At 65.6% G+C, this 20,424-nt stretch carries 29 protein-coding genes; 18 read left to right on the forward strand and 11 right to left on the reverse strand.

From position 1 onward, the window contains the following. Both pstA and pstB read left to right on the forward strand, forming a co-directional pair. Positions 1-924 (forward strand): phosphate ABC transporter permease PstA, encoded by a 924-nt coding sequence (gene pstA, locus C6Y44_RS03905; RefSeq protein WP_060651906.1) that lies wholly within the window; start codon positions 1-3, stop codon positions 922-924. 45 nt (positions 925-969) lie between these two features. Then, positions 970-1,746, forward strand: a complete 777-nt coding sequence (pstB, locus tag C6Y44_RS03910; RefSeq protein ID WP_159416675.1) for a phosphate ABC transporter ATP-binding protein PstB — start codon at positions 970-972, stop codon at positions 1,744-1,746. A gap of 72 nt (positions 1,747-1,818) precedes the next feature. On the opposite strand, the gene phoU is transcribed toward pstB, so the two are convergent. The 6 genes from phoU to C6Y44_RS03940 form a co-directional block, all read right to left on the reverse strand. Beyond that, positions 1,819-2,541 (reverse strand): phosphate signaling complex protein PhoU, encoded by a 723-nt coding sequence (gene phoU / locus C6Y44_RS03915; RefSeq protein ID WP_120281475.1) that lies wholly within the window; start codon positions 2,539-2,541, stop codon positions 1,819-1,821. An 85-nt stretch (positions 2,542-2,626) separates the two neighbouring features. Next, entirely contained in the window at positions 2,627-4,516 is a 1,890-nt protein-coding gene (locus C6Y44_RS03920) for an LCP family protein (protein WP_225623806.1), read from the reverse strand. Positions 4,517-5,392: 876 nt separating this feature from the next. Continuing rightward, on the reverse strand, positions 5,393-6,535 hold the full coding sequence (gene dusB, locus C6Y44_RS03925) for a tRNA dihydrouridine synthase DusB (protein ID WP_159416673.1): 1,143 nt from the start codon (positions 6,533-6,535) through the stop codon (positions 5,393-5,395). Positions 6,536-6,702: 167 nt separating this feature from the next. Further along, positions 6,703-7,656 carry an acyl-ACP desaturase gene (locus tag C6Y44_RS03930; RefSeq protein ID WP_088897468.1) on the reverse strand — a complete coding sequence of 318 codons (954 nt, stop codon included), beginning with the start codon at positions 7,654-7,656 and terminating at the stop codon, positions 6,703-6,705. A 204-nt stretch (positions 7,657-7,860) separates the two neighbouring features. After that, positions 7,861-8,463: a DUF937 domain-containing protein gene (locus C6Y44_RS03935; protein ID WP_120281477.1), complete on the reverse strand. Its 603-nt coding sequence runs from the start codon at positions 8,461-8,463 to the stop codon at positions 7,861-7,863. An 86-nt stretch (positions 8,464-8,549) separates the two neighbouring features. Then, positions 8,550-9,011 carry a hypothetical protein gene (locus C6Y44_RS03940; protein WP_016695567.1) on the reverse strand — a complete coding sequence of 154 codons (462 nt, stop codon included), beginning with the start codon at positions 9,009-9,011 and terminating at the stop codon, positions 8,550-8,552. A gap of 185 nt (positions 9,012-9,196) precedes the next feature. On the opposite strand from C6Y44_RS03940, the gene C6Y44_RS03945 reads away from it, so the two are divergent. Continuing rightward, positions 9,197-9,835: a hypothetical protein gene (locus C6Y44_RS03945; protein WP_159416672.1), complete on the forward strand. Its 639-nt coding sequence runs from the start codon at positions 9,197-9,199 to the stop codon at positions 9,833-9,835. A 178-nt stretch (positions 9,836-10,013) separates the two neighbouring features. Here the strand turns inward: C6Y44_RS03945 and C6Y44_RS03950 are convergent, their stop codons facing one another. The 3 genes from C6Y44_RS03950 to C6Y44_RS03960 are packed head-to-tail and all read right to left on the reverse strand — an operon-like array spanning position 10,014 to position 12,084. Further along, positions 10,014-11,138 carry a tyrosine-type recombinase/integrase gene (locus C6Y44_RS03950; protein WP_192378631.1) on the reverse strand — a complete coding sequence of 375 codons (1,125 nt, stop codon included), beginning with the start codon at positions 11,136-11,138 and terminating at the stop codon, positions 10,014-10,016. 46 nt (positions 11,139-11,184) lie between these two features. After that, a complete protein-coding gene (locus C6Y44_RS03955) occupies positions 11,185-11,625 on the reverse strand; it encodes an ImmA/IrrE family metallo-endopeptidase (protein WP_192378632.1) in 441 nt (146 codons plus the stop codon). 3 nt (positions 11,626-11,628) lie between these two features. Then, on the reverse strand, positions 11,629-12,084 hold the full coding sequence (locus C6Y44_RS03960) for a helix-turn-helix domain-containing protein (RefSeq protein WP_192378633.1): 456 nt from the start codon (positions 12,082-12,084) through the stop codon (positions 11,629-11,631). A gap of 94 nt (positions 12,085-12,178) precedes the next feature. Between C6Y44_RS03960 and C6Y44_RS03965 the strand changes: the two genes are divergently transcribed. The 3 genes from C6Y44_RS03965 (at position 12,179) to C6Y44_RS03975 (ending at position 14,014) form a co-directional block, all read left to right on the forward strand. Next, positions 12,179-12,448, forward strand: a complete 270-nt coding sequence (locus C6Y44_RS03965; protein WP_192378634.1) for a transcriptional regulator — start codon at positions 12,179-12,181, stop codon at positions 12,446-12,448. Beyond that, positions 12,445-12,675 (forward strand): helix-turn-helix domain-containing protein, encoded by a 231-nt coding sequence (locus C6Y44_RS03970; protein WP_192378635.1) that lies wholly within the window; start codon positions 12,445-12,447, stop codon positions 12,673-12,675. The genes C6Y44_RS03965 and C6Y44_RS03970 overlap by 4 nt, the downstream gene beginning before the upstream one ends. 1,066 nt (positions 12,676-13,741) lie before the next feature. After that, positions 13,742-14,014 carry a hypothetical protein gene (locus tag C6Y44_RS03975; protein ID WP_192378636.1) on the forward strand — a complete coding sequence of 91 codons (273 nt, stop codon included), beginning with the start codon at positions 13,742-13,744 and terminating at the stop codon, positions 14,012-14,014. A gap of 80 nt (positions 14,015-14,094) precedes the next feature. On the opposite strand, the gene C6Y44_RS28045 is transcribed toward C6Y44_RS03975, so the two are convergent. After that, a complete protein-coding gene (locus C6Y44_RS28045) occupies positions 14,095-14,463 on the reverse strand; it encodes a hypothetical protein (RefSeq protein ID WP_225623855.1) in 369 nt (122 codons plus the stop codon). Between the two features lie 132 nt (positions 14,464-14,595). Here C6Y44_RS28045 and C6Y44_RS28440 point away from each other — a divergent pair, with 132 nt between their 5' ends. The 6 genes from C6Y44_RS28440 to C6Y44_RS04005 all read left to right on the forward strand — a co-directional run bounded on the left by C6Y44_RS28440 (position 14,596) and on the right by C6Y44_RS04005 (position 16,761). Next, entirely contained in the window at positions 14,596-14,772 is a 177-nt protein-coding gene (locus tag C6Y44_RS28440; RefSeq protein ID WP_225623807.1) for a helix-turn-helix domain-containing protein, read from the forward strand. Positions 14,773-15,002: 230 nt separating this feature from the next. Further along, positions 15,003-15,260 (forward strand): hypothetical protein, encoded by a 258-nt coding sequence (locus C6Y44_RS03985; protein WP_192378638.1) that lies wholly within the window; start codon positions 15,003-15,005, stop codon positions 15,258-15,260. Further along, a complete protein-coding gene (locus C6Y44_RS03990; RefSeq protein ID WP_192378639.1) occupies positions 15,257-15,502 on the forward strand; it encodes a hypothetical protein in 246 nt (81 codons plus the stop codon). Before C6Y44_RS03985 ends, C6Y44_RS03990 begins: the two co-directional genes overlap by 4 nt. Beyond that, positions 15,499-15,720, forward strand: coding sequence for a hypothetical protein (locus C6Y44_RS03995; protein WP_192378640.1), 222 nt, complete (start codon positions 15,499-15,501; stop codon positions 15,718-15,720). Before C6Y44_RS03990 ends, C6Y44_RS03995 begins: the two co-directional genes overlap by 4 nt. Beyond that, positions 15,717-16,547 (forward strand): SPFH domain-containing protein, encoded by an 831-nt coding sequence (locus tag C6Y44_RS04000; RefSeq protein ID WP_192378641.1) that lies wholly within the window; start codon positions 15,717-15,719, stop codon positions 16,545-16,547. Before C6Y44_RS03995 ends, C6Y44_RS04000 begins: the two co-directional genes overlap by 4 nt. 1 nt (position 16,548) lies before the next feature. Beyond that, on the forward strand, positions 16,549-16,761 hold the full coding sequence (locus C6Y44_RS04005) for a hypothetical protein (RefSeq protein WP_192378642.1): 213 nt from the start codon (positions 16,549-16,551) through the stop codon (positions 16,759-16,761). A gap of 4 nt (positions 16,762-16,765) precedes the next feature. Here C6Y44_RS04005 and C6Y44_RS04010 read toward each other — a convergent pair whose 3' ends face one another. Beyond that, a complete protein-coding gene (locus tag C6Y44_RS04010; protein ID WP_192378643.1) occupies positions 16,766-17,038 on the reverse strand; it encodes a hypothetical protein in 273 nt (90 codons plus the stop codon). Positions 17,039-17,318: 280 nt separating this feature from the next. On the opposite strand from C6Y44_RS04010, the gene C6Y44_RS04015 reads away from it, so the two are divergent. The 6 genes from C6Y44_RS04015 to C6Y44_RS04040 are packed head-to-tail and all read left to right on the forward strand — an operon-like array spanning position 17,319 to position 20,400. Next, positions 17,319-17,477 carry a hypothetical protein gene (locus C6Y44_RS04015; RefSeq protein ID WP_192378644.1) on the forward strand — a complete coding sequence of 53 codons (159 nt, stop codon included), beginning with the start codon at positions 17,319-17,321 and terminating at the stop codon, positions 17,475-17,477. Then, a complete protein-coding gene (locus C6Y44_RS04020; protein WP_192378645.1) occupies positions 17,474-18,328 on the forward strand; it encodes a hypothetical protein in 855 nt (284 codons plus the stop codon). The genes C6Y44_RS04015 and C6Y44_RS04020 overlap by 4 nt, the downstream gene beginning before the upstream one ends. Further along, on the forward strand, positions 18,325-19,104 hold the full coding sequence (locus tag C6Y44_RS04025) for a DUF6551 family protein (RefSeq protein ID WP_192378646.1): 780 nt from the start codon (positions 18,325-18,327) through the stop codon (positions 19,102-19,104). The genes C6Y44_RS04020 and C6Y44_RS04025 overlap by 4 nt, the downstream gene beginning before the upstream one ends. Beyond that, positions 19,104-19,382: a hypothetical protein gene (locus C6Y44_RS04030; RefSeq protein ID WP_192378647.1), complete on the forward strand. Its 279-nt coding sequence runs from the start codon at positions 19,104-19,106 to the stop codon at positions 19,380-19,382. The genes C6Y44_RS04025 and C6Y44_RS04030 overlap by 1 nt, the downstream gene beginning before the upstream one ends. Beyond that, a complete protein-coding gene (locus C6Y44_RS04035; protein WP_192378648.1) occupies positions 19,379-20,155 on the forward strand; it encodes a 3'-5' exonuclease family protein in 777 nt (258 codons plus the stop codon). Before C6Y44_RS04030 ends, C6Y44_RS04035 begins: the two co-directional genes overlap by 4 nt. Next, entirely contained in the window at positions 20,152-20,400 is a 249-nt protein-coding gene (locus tag C6Y44_RS04040) for a hypothetical protein (RefSeq protein ID WP_192378649.1), read from the forward strand. Before C6Y44_RS04035 ends, C6Y44_RS04040 begins: the two co-directional genes overlap by 4 nt. The last annotated feature ends 24 nt before the right edge of the window (positions 20,401-20,424 follow it).

Consider the following 20,424-nt stretch of genomic DNA (forward strand, 5'->3'; position numbering starts at 1 on the left):
ATGTCGACCACCACCACGTCGACCACCGCGCTCTCCTCGCCGGTCAAGCCCCCGGCCTTCCAGCGGGTCAGCGGACGCCGCCGCGTCAAGGACACCGCAGCCACGGTGCTCGTCACGCTGTCGGTCGTCGTCGCGCTGATCCCCCTGGCTTGGGTGCTGTTCACCGTCGTCGCCAAGGGCCTGCCGGCCCTGATCTCGCCGACCTGGTTCACGCACTCGCTGAGCGGACTGACGTCCTCGTCGATGGGCGGCGGCATCTACCACGCCCTCGTCGGCACCCTCCTGCAGGGACTCGTCTGCGCGATCATCTCGATCCCGCTCGGCGTCTTCGTCGCGATCTACCTCGTCGAGTACGCCGGCCGGTCGCGGCTCGGCCGGATCACGACGTTCATGGTCGACATCCTCAGCGGTGTCCCGTCGATCGTCGCGGCACTGTTCATCTACGCGCTGTGGGTGTCGACCTTCGGGATGCCCAAGTCGGGCTTCGCGGTGTCGCTCGCGCTCGTTCTGCTCATGGTGCCGGTGGTCGTGCGCAGCACCGAGGAGATGCTGCGCATCGTCCCGCAGGACCTGCGCGAAGCGTCCTACGCCCTCGGTGTCCCCAAGTGGAAGACCATCGCGCGCATCGTCCTGCCCACCTCGCTCGCCGGCATCATCACCGGCATCATGCTCGCCCTGGCCCGCGTCATGGGCGAGACGGCACCGCTGCTGATCCTCGTCGGCTACGCGCCCTTCATCAATTTCGACCTGTTCGGCGGTGAGCAGGGCACCCTCCCGGGTGTCATGGTCGCCGAGATGAACAACCCGACCGACGCCGGTTCGCAGCGCATCTGGGGCGCCGCGCTCACCCTGATCCTGGTCATCGCGGTCCTCAACATCGCGGCCAAGTTGATCAGCCGGTACTCGCAGGTCGGCAAGAAGTAACCCACAGACCTCTTCTCACATCGATACACCAGTAGGGAGCCGGTAATGGCCAAGCGTCTGGATCTCAAGGACGTCAACATCTACTACGGCAAGTTCCACGCCGTGGCCGACGTGACGCTGTCCGTGCCGCCGCGGAACGTCACCGCCTTCATCGGCCCGTCCGGTTGCGGCAAGTCCACCGTGCTCCGGTCGATCAACCGCATGCACGAGGTGACACCCGGCGCCCGTGTCGAGGGATCCGTCCTCCTCGACGGGGAGGACATCTACGATCAGAACGTCGACCCGGTCGGTGTGCGCAAGACGATCGGCATGGTCTTCCAGCGTCCCAACCCGTTCCCCACGATGTCGATCCGCGACAACGTCGTTGCCGGCCTCAAGTTGCAGGGTGTGCGCGACCGCAAGACCCTCGACGAGATCGCCGAGAAGTCGCTGCGCGGCGCCAACCTGTGGAACGAGGTCAAGGACCGCCTCGACAAGCCGGGCGGTGGCCTGTCCGGTGGTCAGCAGCAGCGTCTGTGCATCGCCCGCGCCATCGCGGTCCAGCCCGACGTCCTGCTCATGGACGAGCCGTGCTCGGCTCTCGACCCCATCTCGACGCTGGCCATCGAGGACCTGATCGGTGAACTGAAGAAGGACTTCACCATCGTCATCGTCACGCACAACATGCAGCAGGCCGCGCGCGTGAGCGACCAGACGGCGTTCTTCAACCTCGAGGCAACCGGCCGCCCGGGTGGTCTGGTGGAGATCGACGACACCGAGAAGATCTTCTCGAACCCGAGCAAGAAGGCCACCGAGGACTACATCTCCGGCCGCTTCGGCTGAGCCGCCACTACCTACACGAGACCCCGACCGGATCCGTCCGGTCGGGGTCTCGTCGTTCGTATGCTTCCGCGCTCAGTGGTTCTGCGCTCGGTGGTTCTCCGGGTAGACGGTCAGACTGTCCACCTTCTCCACGAGCTGACGGATCTCCTCCTCGGTGGGGAGCTTGCCGGTCACGAGGAAGATGACGCGGCGACCCACCTCGACGGCGTGATCGGCGAACCGCTCGTAGAAGCGGCCGAGCAGCGTGACGTCGACGGCGGCTGCGACGCCGTGCTCCCATTCGCGGTCCATGAGCACGGTGAACAGGTGGCGGTGCAGATCGTCCATCGCCTCGTCCTCGTGGTGGAGGCGGGCGGCCCGGGCGGGATCACGGGTCTCGAGAATCTCCCGTGTGGCCGCACCGAGGGCGACCGCGATCCGTCCCATCTCGGCGAAGTAGCCCTTCACCTCATCGGGGAGCACGTGCTTGGGATGGCGTCGGCGGGTCGCCTTCGCGATGTGCAGTGCGAGCGCACCCATGCGGTCGATGTCGGCCACGATCTGGATGCCGCTGACGACGGCACGCAGGTCGCCGGCGACCGGACCCTGCAGGGCGAGCAGCTGGAACGCCTTCTCCTCGCAGATCGCGCCGAGTTCGGTGATCTTCTCGTGCTCGTCGATCACCTGCTCGGCGAGAGCGAGATCGGCTTCGAGAAGAGCTCTGGTGGACCGCTCCATCGCGGTCCCGGCGAGCCCGGCCATCTCCCCGAGGAGATCACCGAGTTCGCCCATCTGTTCGTTGTAGACGACGCGCATAATGGCACAGCCTACGACCTCGAGCGGTCCGAACGGCGAGCATCGGATGAACCACAGGTGAACGTCGACGGCCGAACAGTGGTGTCTACGTGCACAGATCGTCGGCGGCGTTGGTGATCGCGAGATCGGCGGGGAGCTCGACCGACGACTCCGACCGGGTCTGGATCTGCATCGGGGCGAGTGGCGTGCCCGCGGGGGTGGGAGCGACGACGGTGCCGTCGAAGCTGGTACCCAGGACGATCTCCACGATGCTGCCCAACTGGGCCGATGGAGGAGCCTCCTGCAGCACCGCACCGGGGAAAGCCGAGGCCACCGTCGCGGCGTCGGTCTCCTGGCCTTCGCTGAAGCGGATCACGGTCTGCTTGCTCGTCCCGGAGGCGTAGTTGCCGATCGAGTAGACCGGGAAGCCGTAGGCGGCGACCTCCTCGGCGGTGCCGGCCGCCAGCCCGGACAGACCCGACGCGTTCGAGACCTGCACCGACACCGTCGACGGATCGACAGCGAGCTGCGCCGGCAGCGGTTCGGCCGGGGGAGCGGCCGCGACCTCCGTCGGGTCCTCCTCCCGCTTCTCACCCGGCAGCGGAAGATCGTCGATGATCGCGGTGAAGATCGCCTTGATGTCGTCCGTGCGCGGAATCTCGTTGCCCCAGTCGTTGGTACCGGCCGTGGGGATGGTCAGGAAGGACACCGCACCCGCCTCGACGTTCTGCATCGAACGCCCGAGTTTGACGAGCGACTCCGCGTTGACGTTCTCGACGAAGGTCGCGCGGGTGAAGGCGCTGATGAAGCCGTTGAGCTTCCCGGGATCGAACAGCACCTTGTTCGACAACGTCGAGCGCAGCAGCGACGACAGGAACTTCTGCTGCCGGCTGATCCGGCCGTAGTCGCTGTTGCCCTCCTGGTCGATCTTGCGGGCGCGGACGTAATCGAGTGCCCGTTTGCCGTCGAGGGTGTGGGTGCCGGGAGTTTCGATCAAGGGACCGAGTTCGTTGTCGTACAACGGTATGGAGCTGCACACCTCGACGCCGCCGATCTCGTCGACCATCGATTCGAAGCCGGCGAAGTCGATGCCCACGAAATGGCCGATTTTCAATCCGGACATCTTCTGGATCACCTTGACCAGGCACTTCGGTCCGCCGAGGGCGTAGGTCGCGTTGAGCTTGTCGCCTTCGGCGGCCGGATACAGCTCGGAATCGTATTCGCCGGTCGCGCTGTCCCATCCGCGGCAGACCGGTCGCTCGACGTCCAGGTCGCGGGGGAACGACACCGCGACCACGCGGCTGCGGTCGGCGGGGATGTTGACGAGGATGACGGTGTCGGCACGAGCGCCCTCTGCGTCCTCGACGGTCCCGGCGCCGATCTCACCGCTCGCACCGGCGCGGGTGTCGGTGCCGATGATCAGATAGGTCTCGTCGCCGGTCTGACCGACCGGGTCGACGATGTCCTCCGATTCGGTGTCCAGCGCGGCGATCTGGGAGAAGCCGGCCTCCGTGGACCGGACGTATCCCCACACCGCACCGTTACCGAGGAGCGCGAGGACCGAGACGAACGCCACCGCTGCTCTCGCCGCGAACCTCAGACGCTTCCGCTTGCGCTGCTTGCTCTGCGCGAGCCGGCCGAGACCGGCGTTGCCCACCGTGCGGGGCCGAGCGGAGCCGTGCGCCTTCTCGTCCGTCGCCTTGTCGTCGTTGTCGTCCTCGGCGGGCGACGCAGCGCCCTCGGGGGACACCGCACCGATCTTGACGGTCGGCTGTTCGTCCGCGATCGGGGGTTGCTCTCGCGGGGGAGGTGTCTGCGGGGGTCCGACGGGGGGCGCCGGACGGGGCTCGACCGGTGGACGTGGCTCTGCAGGCGGGACCGGGCGTGAGTCCACCGGAGGCGCTGGGCGTGAGTCCGCTGGAGGCACTGCTCGCGGGGGCGGGGCCGAGGGCGGGGGAGTCGGTACCGAGGGCGGAGCAGGCGGGGGGCCCGCCATCCGGTCCGACGCCTGGCTGCGCGGCGGGACGGGCTTCTCCGGCGGCCGAGTCCGGGACGGTCCCGGCGGCACGCGGGGAGCACCGGGCTGCACCGGTGGGACAACCGTGGTCGGCGGTCCCGAAGGAGTCGGCACCGGAGGGCTGGGAGGTCCCGAAGGAGTCGGCACCGGAGGGCTGGGAGGTCCCGAAGGAGTCGGCACCGGAGGGCTGGGAGGTCCCGAAGGAGTCGGCACCGGAGGGCTGGGAGGTCCCGAAGGAGTCGGCGCAGCCGGAGGCGGCGTCCTGCGCGGCAGCTCCGCTCGACCGGCAGCGTCCTCGGCCGCGACGTGCCGGGCGGATTCCGGGTCGCGGGGACGAGCCGGGGGCAACGACGAGGTGGAGGTGTGCGGCGGATCGGCAGGGGGCGGATCGGTGGGCGGATCCGACCGGGGGGACGGATCGGATCGTCGTCCCATCTTGTCGAGCAGTTCGGCGACCGTGAGCTGTTCCGGATCGTCCGAGTCCGCGGCCCGGCGGTTGCGTGCACTCTCGTGGCGACGCGAATCGGGATCGGTGTCGTCGGAGCGGTGCATCCCACCCGAGCGGTTGCGGCGGGACGAGCGGGATTCGCGGTAGCTGCTGTCGGCTATCGGCCGTTCCCAGGGAGCGCGAGGATCCGGGGATCCTGTCTCGTGCTCCTCGTCCACCGATACCTGCTCTTTCCGCGGTCGCGCCGCCTCGTCATCCGTCGTCGTCCACGTGATCGCTCACCGGCGACCGTCGCGAGGACTCCGCAATGATACTGATCGTCTGTTGCATGTGATCGTGACGCGGCTGTGTCGCACGACATCCATCGGTCGATCCGTCTGTCGTCCGGGACTACGTGCCGGGACGGGTTACCCGCCCGAGTGCATCATGTCGGCGCCCTCGGGCACGCAGGTGTCCTCGGGATCGTCGAGCCAGCCGTCGGGCAGAGCGACGCTGCTCGGGGAGCCCTGACGTCCCCGCGGGCCTTCGGCATCGGTGGGGAAGGGTACGTCGTGGTCGAGTTTGCCCAGCAGGTCGTCGAGTTCGGCGAGCGTCGACACCCGGGCGAGGCCGTTGCGGATCTCCGAACCCGCAGGGAAACCACGCAGATACCAGGCGATGTGCTTGCGCATGTCGCGCAGACCGCGATCCTCGCCGTGGTGATCGGCGAGCAGTTCGGCGTGCCGCCGCATGATCTGCGTCACCTCGCCGAGATTCGGTGGGGTGGGGATCGGGCGACCACCGAGCGCGGCGCTCAGTTCGGCGAACAACCACGGACGTCCGAGGCAACCGCGACCGACGACGACGCCGTCGCAACCGGTCTGCGCCATCATCTTCTCGGCGTCGGAGGCGTCGAAGATGTCGCCGTTGCCGAGCACGGGCACGTCGGTGACGTGCTCCTTCAGCCGTGCGATCTCGTCCCAGTCGGCCGCTCCCGAGTACCGCTGCGCAGCGGTCCGGGCATGGAGGGCAACGGCCGCGGCGCCCTCGGCGGCCGCGATGCGACCGGCGTCGAGATGTGTGTGGTGTTCGTCGTCGATCCCGATGCGGAACTTGACCGTGACCGGGACGTCGGTGCCCTCGGTGGCGCGGACGGCGGCCGCGACGATCTGCCCGAACAACCGGCGCTTGTAGGGGAGAGCGGACCCTCCGCCCTTGCGGGTCACCTTCGGGACCGGGCATCCGAAGTTCATGTCGATGTGGTCGGCGAGGTTCTCGTCGACGATCATCTTCGCCGCCGCGTAGGTCGTGTCGGGATCGACGGTGTAGAGCTGCAGCGACCGCGGCGTCTCGGTGGGGCCGAAGGTCGTCATGTGCATGGTGACCGGATGCCGCTCGACGAGGGCGCGGGCGGTGACCATCTCGCAGACGTACAGGCCCGACGTGCTGCCGGCGCGTTCGAGTTCGAGTTCGCGGCACAGTGTGCGGAATGCGACGTTCGTCACTCCCGCCATCGGCGCCAGCACGACCGGGCTGTTCAGTTCGAGCGGGCCGATACGGAGGGAAGACATGGGTACCTCTGGAAAACGTTGTGTGACAAAGAAATAGCGTGCCCGTCAGTGATGGGCTGCGGAAACGACTGTGCCCGGCACCGAAAACGGCACCGGGCACAGGATAACCTCCGCCGGACTCGGGCGGCTGTGTGCATCCGGACTCGGGCGTCCGCACACATAGGGACTCAGGCGTCCGCGCCCACCTTCTCCCGCTTGGCGGCCTCGCGGGCGAGGGAGCGATCGCGCATCTCCTCGAACCGCCCCGCCTGACGTCCCAGTTCGTCGAGGAAGTTGCCGAGCTTGTCGAGATCCTGCTGCGCCTCGCTGCCGAGATCGCGCTCGAAGATCCTCCACTTGCGCAGCACCGGCATCACGACGTCGTCGAGGTGCTGACGCAGGTCGTAGATGCCGTGCTTGGCCATGAGCACGCCGTTGCGACGGAAGTTCGGCATGCCGGCGCCGGGCATCTGGAAGTTCTCGAGCACCTCGACGATCGCGGCGAGCGTCTGCGCCGGTGCGATGTCGATCGCCGCGTCGCAGATGTTCCGGTAGAAGATCATGTGCAGGTTCTCGTCGGCGGCGATGCGCTGGAGCATCTTGTCGGCGATCGAGTCGTCGCAGGCACGGCCGGTGTTGCGGTGCGACACGCGGGTCGCGAGCTCCTGGAAGGTCACGTAGGCGACGGAGTGGAGCATGCCCGTCGAGTTGGGGGACGAGAAGCCGTTCGTCATGTGCTCCATGCGGGCGTTCTCGAGCGCGACGGGATCGACACCGCGCGTGACGACCAGGTAGTCGCGCATGACGATGCCGTGACGGTTCTCCTCCGCCGTCCACCGGCCGACCCAGGTGCCCCAGGCGCCGTCGCGCGAGAAGCTCTCGGCGATCTCCCGGTGATAGGAGGGCAGGTTGTCCTCGGTGAGCAGGTTGGTGATCATCGCCGCCTTGGCGACCTCGTCGAGCTTCGACTGCTCCGGCTCCCAGTCGACACCGCCCATCGCGGCGAAGTTCCGGCCCTCGTCCCACGGCACGTAGTCGTGGGGATGCCAGTCCTTCGCCATCGAGAGATGCCGGTTGAGGTTCGCTTCGGCCACAGGCTCCAGCTCTCGCAGCAGCTCCAGTTGAGTCAGGACTCGCGTCATGCTCTTCTACCCCTCACATCGTGTCCGTGTACTCCGCCGGCCTACGGAGGAGGGGAGCCCGGCCGTTCGTCGCCGCGGCACGCGGTGTCCGGTGGCCCCCCGTATTCGCCCGGATCACGGTACAGGTCCGGACCGTCCGACGACAGCACCGTCCCGCTCGTGACATATCACACGGACGAGCGGAACGTGCTGTTCCAGCGGGGCTCAGCGCTTGCCGCCACCGAGAAGTCCACCGAGGAGACCGCCGAGTCCGCCACCCGAGTTGCCGCCGAGCACGCTGCCGAGGACGTCGCCGATCCCACCGCCGGAGGTAGCCGATCCGCCCCCGGCGTTCTTCAGCAGACCCCCGAGGAGATCGGCGAGACCTCCACCCTGCGGGGCGCTCGCGGTGTTCGTTCCCGCGCCGCCGCCGATCTGCTTGGCGAGATAGGACAGCACGATGGGGGCGATGATCGGCAGGACCTTGGCGATCAGATCGTTCCCGCCGGCGCCGTTCACGGAACCGAGGGTCGAGATCACCTGGTCCTTCTTGTCGCCGAAGACGTTGGAGACGATCCTGTCGCCGTCCTCGGTGTCGATCCCGTCGACGTCGACCGTGCCCTCGGCCAGGTTCGACTCGGAGTGCTTGCCCAGCGCGGAGAGCAGCGACGCCTCCCCGGTCGGGTTCTGGGCGTTGGCGTCGAGACCACCGACGAGGGTGGGGAGCGCTGCGCGGACGGCCGTCTCCGCCGTCGCGTTGTCGACACCGAGCCGCTGCGCCACCTGGTCGACGGGAATGCGGGACATCAGATCGTCGAGACTTGCCATCGTTCCTGCCTTGACTCGTGGGTGCCCCGAAGCGGCCACCCGGTGCCGAGAGAGTATCGGGACGAGGCCCGTTCCAGCGGGAGGCGTCAATCGAGCGAGGCGGCGCTCGTCGACGAACGGCGCAGCGCGATGAGGCAGCACAGCAGCGCGACGAGCGTGCCGCTGAGCAGGAGCACGGTCCCGTTCTGATTGGTCAGTGTCGTACTGCGGTTGAGTTCGACGTACTCGCCGTGGGTCTGGAACAGGCGCGTCCAGAACACCGCCGCCGTCGCGACACCGATCAGCGTCCCGGCCCAGCCGACGGCCACCGAATCGAACAGTGCAGCGGCGAGGAGCAGGACCGCGGCCACGACCAGCGGTACCGCGAGGGACTCGTACAGCGGCAGACCCGGGACCGCGACTCCGGCGAGATCGCCGTCGGGGAAACCGTCGCGCAGCGCCGACAGGGGAATCTCGGTGGGTCGTATCCCGCCGACCACCGGCAACACCGACCCGATTCCCAGAGCGACGGCGGCCAGGAACAGGCCCAGGTCCACGAAACTGCGCATGTTCCTCCCCGGACGATGAACATTCGATTACCCCTGCGGCTCACCGTATACAAAGACGGGCAACCGCACCGGGTGAAATTCGCAGTGCGAAGAGACCTGCCCGAATGCACTGCCCCGAATGCGGTGGTCCGTAGGCTGAGATGCGCACGGCAGGTGTACGTACCGATCGGCGAGGAAGGTTCGAAATGACGGACATGAATGTCGACGAAGCGGGTTCGCGGAAAGGCTTGCCGCCGTGGGCGAAGAAGACCATCGCCGTGGTCGTGGCGCTGATCGTGCTCGTCATCGCCTACTACACCCTGGCGGCGTTCGTTCCTCGCTGGTGGGCGCAGCGGATCGCAAACCTCGCCGAGGGGGGCTTCGCGCGCGGAGTGCTGTGGGGTCTGCTCTTCGGCATCCTCTGCACGGCGATCCCCATCGCGCTGCTCGCATGGATCTGGCAGGTCCGCAACTGGAGGTACAGCCGCGGGCTGCAGATCGCCTTCGGCGTGCTCGCGCTGGTGGTCGCCCTGCCGAACCTCATGACCCTGGCGGTCGTGCTGGGCACCGGGAACGGTGCGCATGCGGGGGAGCGGATCCTCGACGTGGACGCGCCGGGTTTCCGCGGCGCCACGTTGATCGGTGCGATCGTCGGAGCTCTGCTCGCGGTGATCTTCGTCGTCGCGCTCACCCGCTACCGCAAGCGCGGACGTGATCTGAAGCAGGCCCGCACGGATCTCGAACAGCGCCGGATCGAGCAGGAGCGTCTCGAAGCGCGCCGTGAGGCGGAGAGGGAACTCGGCAGGAACACCGACGACGTCCCGCCCGGCTCCCACCGTCTCTGACGAAGGACCGCGCCGTCTCCGACCAGGCTGCGGAACGTTCCGGAACGACGAACGCCGGCGTCGCGTACGACGCCGGCGTTGCCGGTGCCCCCAGTAGGGCTCGAACCTACGACCTGCGGATTAAAAGTCTGATTGAGGTGTGCGAAGGTCTGCGAGGGAATCCGCGTAAAACCGAGTGCTAGCTGCTGGTTTCTGGATGTGAACGCACCTCTCTGCGAGTGTTAACAAGTCTGTGAATGTGCCGTCCGTTGGCACGTTTGTTGGCACGTCGGGAGCTCCGTTCTGGTGGGTCACCAAGCGCGGACCGGACGTCGTCCCACTGTGACTTCGCGAGGTGCGAGTACCGCTGCGTGGTCACCACAGACTGGTGTCCCAGTAACTCCTTGAGGGCGTAGATCGACACGCCATCCTGTACGAGCCATGACGCGTAAGTGTGACGTAAATCATGGAGACGAGCGGGCGCAATCTCGTCTTTGCCGACCTTCTTCCGAGATTCTGATGCGAGGGGGAACGCCTTCTCCCAACGCCCGCGCAACCGTTTCTCTCCGAGAGGACCGTTACCCTGCCGGGCTCTGACGACCAGGCCCGTACGGGCGCGCACCTCCCGGTCGTATCGCACGTCCGCCGGCGTCCCCGGACCATGTGCCGACAGCTCGGCGCGCAGCAGCGCGGCGAGGTGACGGGATATCGGTACCGACCGCTGTTGCCAGCTCTTCGGAAGCTTCATCGACCCGCCTACTGGGTCCCATGATCGAGCGACTCGGATGGTCCGATGAGTCAGGTCGACCGATTCCCAGTGCAGACCCAAGGCCTCGCCGAGACGAAGGCCTGTTCCGGTCAGCAGTTCGACGACGAACCGGTCCCGAGCATCGAGTACCTCGAGCAGATCCTGTACCTCGTCACGCGTCAGATACCGCTCGATCACTGCGCCACCCTTCGGCAGCTTCACGCCTCGGCAAGGATTTGAGGGAATAACACGAGCGAACTCCGCCGCCCGTAGAGACGACGACAGCAGATGAAAGCACTTCTGAATCGTCGACGGAGACAGGCCCGCGTCTATCTCGAGTTCGCGAAGCCATACCTGGATGCCGTGACCGGTGATCGAGTTGATCTTCACGTCTTTCCACTTCGGTTTGACGTGATTCTCGAGTCGGTTGCTGTCCCTCGCCAGCGTCCCCGGTGCGACGCGGCGCCCGGCCTGCCACTTCGGCTCCCATTCACCCCACGTCATTCGAGCCGCTTCGGCGCTTGTGGGGGAGATGCGATCGGCATCTTCGGCGGCCTGGGCCTTGCCGAGTGCCATCTTTTCGTTGGGCCACGTGCCGGCGGTTCGATGCCGACCGAAGCTGTCAACGTACCGAGCTTGCCATCTTCCAGAGGGAAGTTGTCGAGCGGATCCCATCCTGCCCCTTCTTCATCCAGAGCTCGCGCCACGCCTCGGCAATCGCCAAGGTCACACCGAGTTCGTTGGCGATTGAAGGAAGGTATGCGCCGTGAAGAGTTTCGGCTCGGGCGTAGCGCTCAGCGGTGATCAGTTTTTCGGCCGCGAATTCGTCGGCCTGGCGCTCCTGTCGAGCGCGTGTGACCGGGTCGAGTGTAGACATGTCGTGTCCCAGAAACGCGTGTCCCAGTTCGTGACACAAGGCGCACCGAGTCCTCGTTGCCGACATGCCCGATTGAAGGACAATCACGCGTTTACTGGGATACCAACGTCCCCGCTCGCCGCCGGGAAGCTCGCCCTCGAGAATGAGGATCCCGGCGGCAGCGGCCATTTGTTCCAAATCACGCATGCTTTAAACGTCCCATACATGATCATCTTCTGGGTCCGAATTGTCGTCTTTGTTCGATACGTAGTCGAGGCCCTCCAGGTCCGCAAGGTCCACATCCGGCACGCGTGGCTTCAAGGTGCGAACCATGCCCACTTCACTGAGTGGCCGGTCGTATATCTCGTTGCCGGCCTTCATTCGGCGCAACACTTCGTCGGCCAGCTGTTCGTCCGTTGCTTCCTGTAGCGCTTTCTCGACAGAGATCGGCAGGACATCCTCTTCCGTCAGCACTCCGATCGCCTGTAATCCATCAGCCACCGACACTCCATAGGCGCGGGCAATCTTCACCACTGACTCGGCGGTGAGTGTTCCCTCCCGGATCTGGCGCGCCAAGGTGGCTTGGCTAATTCCGGCTTCGGCCGCGACCTTGCGAAGGGAAGCGTCACCGACGGTCTGTCGAACCCACTGATCAGCGCTTGTCATGTGTCAAGAATGACACAAGTTCCGAGTCGAATGCAACACGCAATGAATCGGTAATGACTTGACGTAGTGAGTCACAACATTTACTTTCTGAGTCATGAACAACACAGTCGGTGAACGATCGGGAAAGACAAAGGCGATGGTCCGCCCCGGCCTTCTCGCTCGACTCAAGCGCAATTCCGGTATCGACTCTGATGACGCGTTCGCTGCCGCTATCGGCACCAGTCGGTCAACCCTCGTCCGGGTTCGAGACCGAGGCGAGGAGCCGTCGATGGCATTCGCAATCGGTGTCGCCAAGGCGTTCGGGCTCGGACTCGGCGAGATTGTCACTTGGGAAGACAAGGACGCAGAACGGATCTCCGCATGAGCGCCCCCACAGCAGAAGTCGCCGGCACGCCATGGATGACCGTCAAGGAAGCGGCCGCGTACATCAAGCGCCATCCGCAAACAGTGCTCCACCTACTCCACACCGAGCAGATCGTCGGATTCCAAGCGTCCGGCCGAAACGGCGAATGGCGGATCCACAGAGACGATCTCGATAACTACCTTCGTCGGCCCGCAGCCGCGTCCAAGCGTCGACTCAAGTCCGTATAGATCGCACGCGGGGGCGGTTCAGCTCTGGTGGCGGTGTGCCGATGGAGTCCTGATCCAGCCGCACCCGATGTGCACCACGCCGTCACCGGACCCTACTTCCAACCCTGCTCGATGAGAGGACCCACGCAATGGGTGACCAGAGCACAGCGGCCGGCTTGAGCAACTTTGAAACAGGCCGCATCCCCGACCTGAACGCCGCCGACAATGACCACCACGCGATCCTCGCCGACCGTGTGATCCTAACGGGTACAGACGTTCCGACAGCTGACGACGGGGATTGTTCTCGGTGAGCAGGAATGGCTTGTTCGCTCGCGTGCAATGCAGCGGGGTTACTACAGTCCCCACATATCCGCGACGTCTATCTCTGGCTCTACTCGCACTAGCCTCGCTGACCATCGTCGCCACCATGTGGGCGGACGCAGGAGGTCTCGTTGCTGTGTTCGTGCTGGCGAACTCGGCGACATGGTGCGGATACGCCCTCGTGCAACAGAGGCGGGCGACGGTAGCCGGCCAATGGCTCGACGCGCTACTGCCGTCCGAAACCAGGAACGGTCGATCTGACGTTCTCGTATTGCCGCCAGCTCCTCCAGCTCGGAGATGGGAAACCACGCAGCCTCAGTCGCATCCCGGCCCCCGGACGGAGACGTCCACGTGACGAGAATCCACGCGCGGTCTGCATCCTCTGGATCGAAGTCAACCGAGAACGGCAATACCACTCCGGGGTCTACTCGACTGAGCTTCTCCCCCTCGCTTCCCCAACTCACCGCACAGTGGAATCCCATCGTTTCGACGCTGAACGCCGGTTCCGAACCCCAGTTCTTTAACTGCGCAGCCCACTCACCGTCACCTTCGAACTTGAAGAACGGGAATTCCCTTCGGTTGGTGACCCGCACTTGCACATCCGAGCGGGGTCGCGATCGCCACCACGTCCACCGTTCCCAGAGAACACCGAGTGCCGCAATCAGCGATGCAATAGCCCCGATACCTGACCAATCCATGGGCGGAACCTACCCGACGGTTGTCACCACCCATTTCCGGTACGACCCACTACACGAATCGAGTTGACGTGACTCTCGCGCTGCACACCCCAAGCGACACCCCGATCTTCGACACCCTCACCGCACATTTCTTCCCCACCCCGACCGACACTGAAGGCCGCAGCACCGTGATCGACGTCCAGGTCCTCGCTGTCCGCGACACAGCTCTAGACGACGCCAAAAGTGTCGGAGACACGGCCCGCCCCGAGTTCCTCAAGCCTGCTCTGTGGATCCTCACGCTCGGCACGGCAATCGGAACCCTTGTGTGGCTATACATCACTCTCACCACGGGGGTGTTCTGATGCCTTGGCTCGCACCCGATCACTTTCGAGACATGCTCGAGGCGGAATTTGAACGGGCAGATTCTCGTGGCGCTGTGCTGTCAATCCATGGAAACGGAGCGTCGTTTGATTTCTGCCGCCCGACGACTATCCGTTACGACTTCATCATTCGCCTCCAGGACGATCCATCCATCGAGTGCATCAGCGCAATCAAGGGCGCGCTGAAGGTACTCGGCATCGATCGAGACATCAGGCAAGTCCGATTCAAACCAGCATCGGTCGAGGCCGGAGACACCGGGGTCGTACACCGCGGCACGTGTGGATACGCCGTCCCAATACGCGAGTTCGGACACAAGCACGGCTGCGGTGTACCTCCGCGCGACGACGCTGAGAGCGAACTCAAGAGTGACTACGACTCGGTCCTCCGCTTGAAGGACGTTGGCGTCGCTACCGACGTACAGGAACCCCATGGGACGTCACTTTCTGCTGATGTAGTTGGCACCCACAGCGTAGGCGACGAGGCAGCGGTGGAGGCCTCTCGCGTCTCCGCTAGTGCTTCGAAGGTGACTCGGGCAAGTGAACCCCTATCGCGGTCCCCGTGGATGACCGTCCCCGAGGCGGCGAAGTATGCGCGGTGCGGAACGAAGCGCATATACGACGCCTGCCGCACGGGTGACCTCATTGCTACCCAAGAAAAAGCTCCCCACGGCACCTGGCGGATCCACGTTGATGATCTCGACAACTACCTGGGTGGGTCAAAAACACGGAGAAAATCATGAACCGCAGTCTCGGGCAACCCGTGATCTTCGACGACCGGATCATCCGGACGCTGTCCGAGGGAACCACATTCGTTGAAATCTGTTCCGGCAGAGAATTCGTCGTCGGATCGCGTCCCGGAATCCTCTGGCACGGCACCACTCGGTGCACGACCCACGTCCTAGACCTGCCCGTCCAAGTAACTAAACGACCCGGCCGCAGCTGAGCCGACTACCCCGGGAGCAGAACCACGATGACGAACACACTGTCCGACACCGACATGCGTGCGATCGCCGACCAGCTCGGACCGCAGTACGCACTCCTGCACTGCCCACCCATCGCGTTGCCGTGGTGCTCGACCGATGAGACCGCCGGCCTCACGCTCGACGAAGCCACCGGAGACGTCCGCATCACCACCACCGGCCCGCTCGACCGCGAGGCCCGTTCCGAGCTGACCCATGCACTCGTCGCAACAATCCTCGACGACCCGGTGCAGGAGAACTCCCGGTGAGCCACCGCCGCGATACGAAACGCGCAGCCGCCGGCGGATACCCCGGACCCTCGGGACACGAAAGCCACGTCCACGCGGCCCCGACGGTCGACGCCCTCGCAGAGACCCGACTCGCTGCCGCTGCCACGCTCGCGCAGCTCCAGAATGTCCGGTCGCTCCTGCGCACCTGGCAGCAATTCGGTGGGGGAGGCGAAGACAACATGATCACCGAACTCAGCGAAGCTCTCGGTAATCCGCAATGACCCCGCCTACGCCGGACGTACCGAACTCGCTGCGATGGCTCACCGCAGCATCCATCGCCATGACCAGCGCAGCTCTCGGATTTCTCGCGGCCGGCGCCATCGGGCCCGCACTCATCGTCGCCTGGCTCGGACTCAACGTCATCCTCGTACGCCTGCTCGCCGGCAGAGCACATCGCCGCTCCATCAGCCGATCCCTCACAGAACAGGACACCCCGTGAACCGCAAGACCGCCACCGCCCTCATCGCATTCCCCGCAGTCCTCATTCTCACCGGCTGCAGCATCTCCACCTCTCCTGACGAGGCCGGACTGATCTACGACGCCGGCCCGCTGTCCAAGACGTCCTTCCAGGAATGCGTTGCTCCCAGCGCCCGCGTGTTCTACGGCCCCGCCGACCAGTCGTTTACCTACCCCGCGGGTCAACGCACCTACGTGTTCGGAACCGGAGAGGAATCCGACATCGCAACGATCACCGTCGCTGACCGCGACGGTATCGACCTCGGCGTCGTCGGACAGCTGCGTTTCACCCTCAACACCGATTGCGACACCCTCGTCCAGTTCCACGAGAAGATCGGACTGAAATACGAAGGCGGACAAGACTGGCCGGGCATCCTCGCGGTCTACCTGCAGCAACCGCTCCGCAAGGCCATCACAGAGGCCACGCAGGGCATGACCTGGCGTGAGCTGTACCAGGACCCCGCGGCGAAGGCCACGTGGGAGAAGCGCGTCAAAGACACCCTGCCCGCAGCGATCGAGCAGGCCACCGGCGGTGAGTACTTCACGAACATCGACCTGTCGCTGCAGAAGCCGGTCCTACCGAAGGAACTCACCGACCAACTCCTCGCCACCCAGCGCGCCGCCGAGGCAGCGATCGCCCAGGAGGAGGAGAACCGCCGCCTCGAACTCAAGGCACAGGGTGAGCGCGCGCTGATCGACCTCTACGGTGCCGACAACTACGTGGTGCTCAAGGCAATCGAGGACGGCAAGATCCAGATCCTGCCCGTCCCGCAGGGCGCGATCATCAACCTGCCCGCAGGGGATCGGTGACATGGGAGCGGTCATCGCTGTCGCCGGCACGGCCTTCGCGGTCGTGCTGGCGATCCTCCTGCTCGTCGCCGGACTCAAATGGATCGCCGAGGACCGGACGGTGAAGGTTCCGCCGGTGCTCCGCAGCTGCGCGCTGGCGGTCGGTGTGCTGATCATCGCCGCGGCGTGCATCGCGGTCGCCGCGGCCATGAACTCGTTCCTGGAGCTGATCTGACATGTCAGAGATGTTCAGCACCCTCGTGGTGTGCCACGTGTGCGGCGCATTCGTCATGGACCAGGACCGCCACCAGGAATTTCACGAAGGAATCGTGAAGGCCTTCCAGGACCGAGACAAATCCGTCCAGAAGGCCTTCGAGACGCACGCCGAAGCGGTGCGACGCGTGCTCCGCCGCGGCGGGTTCGTGAAGCCGGAACCGAAGCCACGACCACGGAAACCGCTCACGGACGTACCAGGCGGACTGTGCAGCGAATGCACAGGACTGATCGTCCACGCGTGCCTGGTCCCCAAGATCCCCAATCGGGAGTCCGATTCGACCGTGCCGCACCTGGTCTGCGTCGAATGCTCCCGCGAGATTCGGAAGGGCTGACAGTGATGCCGGAGGTCGGGCAGCCGTGTAAAGACACCGTCAGTGTCACTGACAACGTTCCCGTCGCACCCGCGATCAAGGCCGCGCTCGCCAACATCCAGCCGATCGTGCGGAACTGCTCGGTCTGCGGAGAACAGCTCCCTGCCGGTGTTGTGAAGCACCCACAGTGCCGGAGGTCAACCGAGTGACGACTGTCGACAACGCGGACTCCTGGTGGCACTCCCAGCCAGCGGAGCGGCGGATCAAGATTCACAGCTGGCTGTGCCGTGACCACCTCACGACGTCCGTGCCCGTCGACGGGCAACTCGAGATCCCGATCCCCACCGAAAGGCCCGACCAGTGACCGTCATTGGTGTCTCCACCCACGACCTGCGGCGCGCGTGCACCGCGGTCGCACCCCACGCCAACCCCAAAGTCGAGATCCTCGACCGGGTGCGCTTCACCATCGACCCGCACAACATCACTCTCACCGCCACCGATGGCTGGACGTCCGGCCTCGCCATCGTCTCCGTGTGGGAATCCGAAGACGACATCGTCCCGATCCCCGACGACGGTGTCATCGTCGACCTCGCACCCGAGCAGATCCGCAAGATCCTGTCCGTGTTCAAAGCGCCGGCCGATAAAGGCGAGGAGCCCGAAGCAATCCTGCGTATCGAGGTCGGCGACAACTACGTGAAGATCGCCGACGTCTCCGGCCTCCCCGGCATTGACGGTCAAGCCCTCGAACTGCCCCGCATGGACACCTACACCGGGTTCCCCGACGTCGCCCACACCATCTCCCGCATCCGCTGTATGCCCGAGGCCGGGATGACCACCGTGCACATGAGCCCGCAGGTCGTGTCCGCGTTCACCTCCGCGGCGAAGACGTACGCGCACCCGATCCAGCTCACCGCGCACTCCGAGTCTCGCACCCTCTCCGTCGTGGTCGGGGAGTCGTTCCTCGGTCTCCTCACACCGGTGAAGCCGACCGACGAGGACCTCGCGAGGTATCTGCAATGGGCCGACGCGTGGGACGTCCGGCTGCCGGCGGCCGACTCGCTGCCCCGAAACGCAACCAAGGACGAGAGCAAGGGCGAACCCAACCCGATCAAGGCTGCGGCTGAACAGCTCGCCGCCGCCGGCGTCGTAGAGATCCGCCACGCAGGAGAGGACGTCGTAGAGATCCGCCGGGCACGAAAGGACACGGACCAGTGAGCGACATAGACACCTACATCGACGTCGTCCCTGTCGACGACATGTTCTCCGACCGCCTGTACCAGCGCGAACTCGACACCAAACGCGCCGGCCAGATCGCCACCACCTGGGACCGACGCCTCGTCGGCGTCCTCGAGGTCTCGGACCGCGGCGAACACTGCTCACCCCGCTACGCGATCATCAACGGGCAGCACCGCTGGGCCGCAGCCTCACGCGCCGGCGTCACCGCACTCGTAGCCACCATCCACACCGGACTGTCCCTCGCCGATGAAGCCAAGCTGTTCTACGACATCGATGCCAAGACGAAGGCACTGAGCACCTGGGATCGCTGGCACGCCCGCCGAGGATCCGGCGACACCGTAGTCCTCTCGATCGAGAAGATCGCCCGCGAGTGCGGACTCACGGTCACGCAAGGGTCCGGACCGAGGAACCTGCAGTGCTGCGCAGCTCTCGAACGCATCTGGTCCCGCTCTGCCCCCGAAGTCCTTGCCGACACCCTCGTCCTGGTCCTCGACATCTGGCCCGGCGAGGACGACGCCCGAAAGGCCGTCGTCCTCGAAGGCGTCGCGCTCGTCCTCGACACGTACTCGCTGAGTATCGACAACGGACGACTCGGCGACGCCATGTCCGAGATGACCTCCCGACAGCTCGTCATCCGCGCCCGCGATCTCCAAGAACGCGCCCGCGGAACGCTCACGCAGTGCGTCGCTCGAGTCCTGGTCACGGCCTACAACAAGCAAGCCCGTAAGGGCCAGCTCGACGTCGAGGGGATCTGATGCCCAGCGCGAACCTCACCATGATCACGCCCGTCGAGCACTGCCGCTCCTGCGGCCGCCCGATCGTGTGGGCCGAGACCGCGGCAGGGAAACGGATCCCACTGGACCCCGAACCCTCCGAACGCGGAAACGTCACCGCCTCGCTGCACACCGGTGTTCTGCACGCCGGCGTCGTGCACGGACCCCACCGCGACGGCCTCCGCGCGGCACACAAACCCCTGTACCTGTCCCACTTCACCACCTGCCCTCACGCCGACACCTGGAGGACCAAACGATGACCAACCGCCCGATCGTGTTCCTCGACACCGAGACCAACGGTCTGCACGCCGACCGCCGGCCGTGGGAGATCGCATGGATCCGCCGCGAGGTCGACGGCACCGAAACCGAACGGTGTATCCAGATCGCCGACATCGACAACACCAACGCCGAACTGAAAGGCCTACAGGTCGGCCGGTTCCACGAACGGTTCAAGGGTGGGCCGAAGGCATCGTGGTCGCTCACCGTCGATACGACTCTGGTGCCGCGTGACCGCCGGACGTTGCTACTTGAGGTCGATGCTGCGATCGATGTCGAGCGCGCGACGCGTGACGCGATCATCGTCGGCGTCGTCCCGCACTTCGACACCGAGGTCCTCGCCGCAATGCTCCGCCGGCACAGGCTGTGCCCGCCCTGGCACCAACTCGTCGACGTCCAAGTACTCGCCGCCGGATGGCTCACCTCCTCCAACTGGGATCGCATCCCGGATACGGAAGCCCTCGATAAGGCTCGCCAGGCCCGATACGCGGCCGAACAGAAGGCACGCAAGGTGTCCGAAGTTGGGACCCCCGCCGCTCTCGCCGCCGCTGAACTGGAAATCATGCGTGCCTTGGACGCTGAAAATCGCGAACTGCGCAAGGCTGCTGCCGAGTTCGTCGCGCCGCCGTGGCGTTCGGACGAACTCTCGCGAGCGTGCGGTATCGAACCGCCGACCGAGGACGAACGGCACACCGCGCTCGGTGACGCCCGCTGGGTGAAGCGCTGGTACGACCACATCATGGGCGGTGCAGCGTGACCATGTCCTCCACCCTCGAAGTCTGGGACTGCCGTAAGTGCGCCTCGATCCGCTCCGCGCCGTGCGGCGGCGTCTGCCTACCGGCCGACGACGTCTCCCGCGAATCCACCCGCCCGCTGTCCACCCACCACTCCGCACACCACGCGTGGGTCGCGTACGCGGTCTCACTCGGCTACGACCAGTCCGAAGTCGAGCAGATGACCACACGCGAACTGGTGGCGACGTTCGGTGGGCGCGGTGCCTGACCACGACGAACCGTACAACGACGG

Source organism: Rhodococcus rhodochrous (assembly GCF_014854695.1).
Classification (GTDB): domain Bacteria; phylum Actinomycetota; class Actinomycetes; order Mycobacteriales; family Mycobacteriaceae; genus Rhodococcus.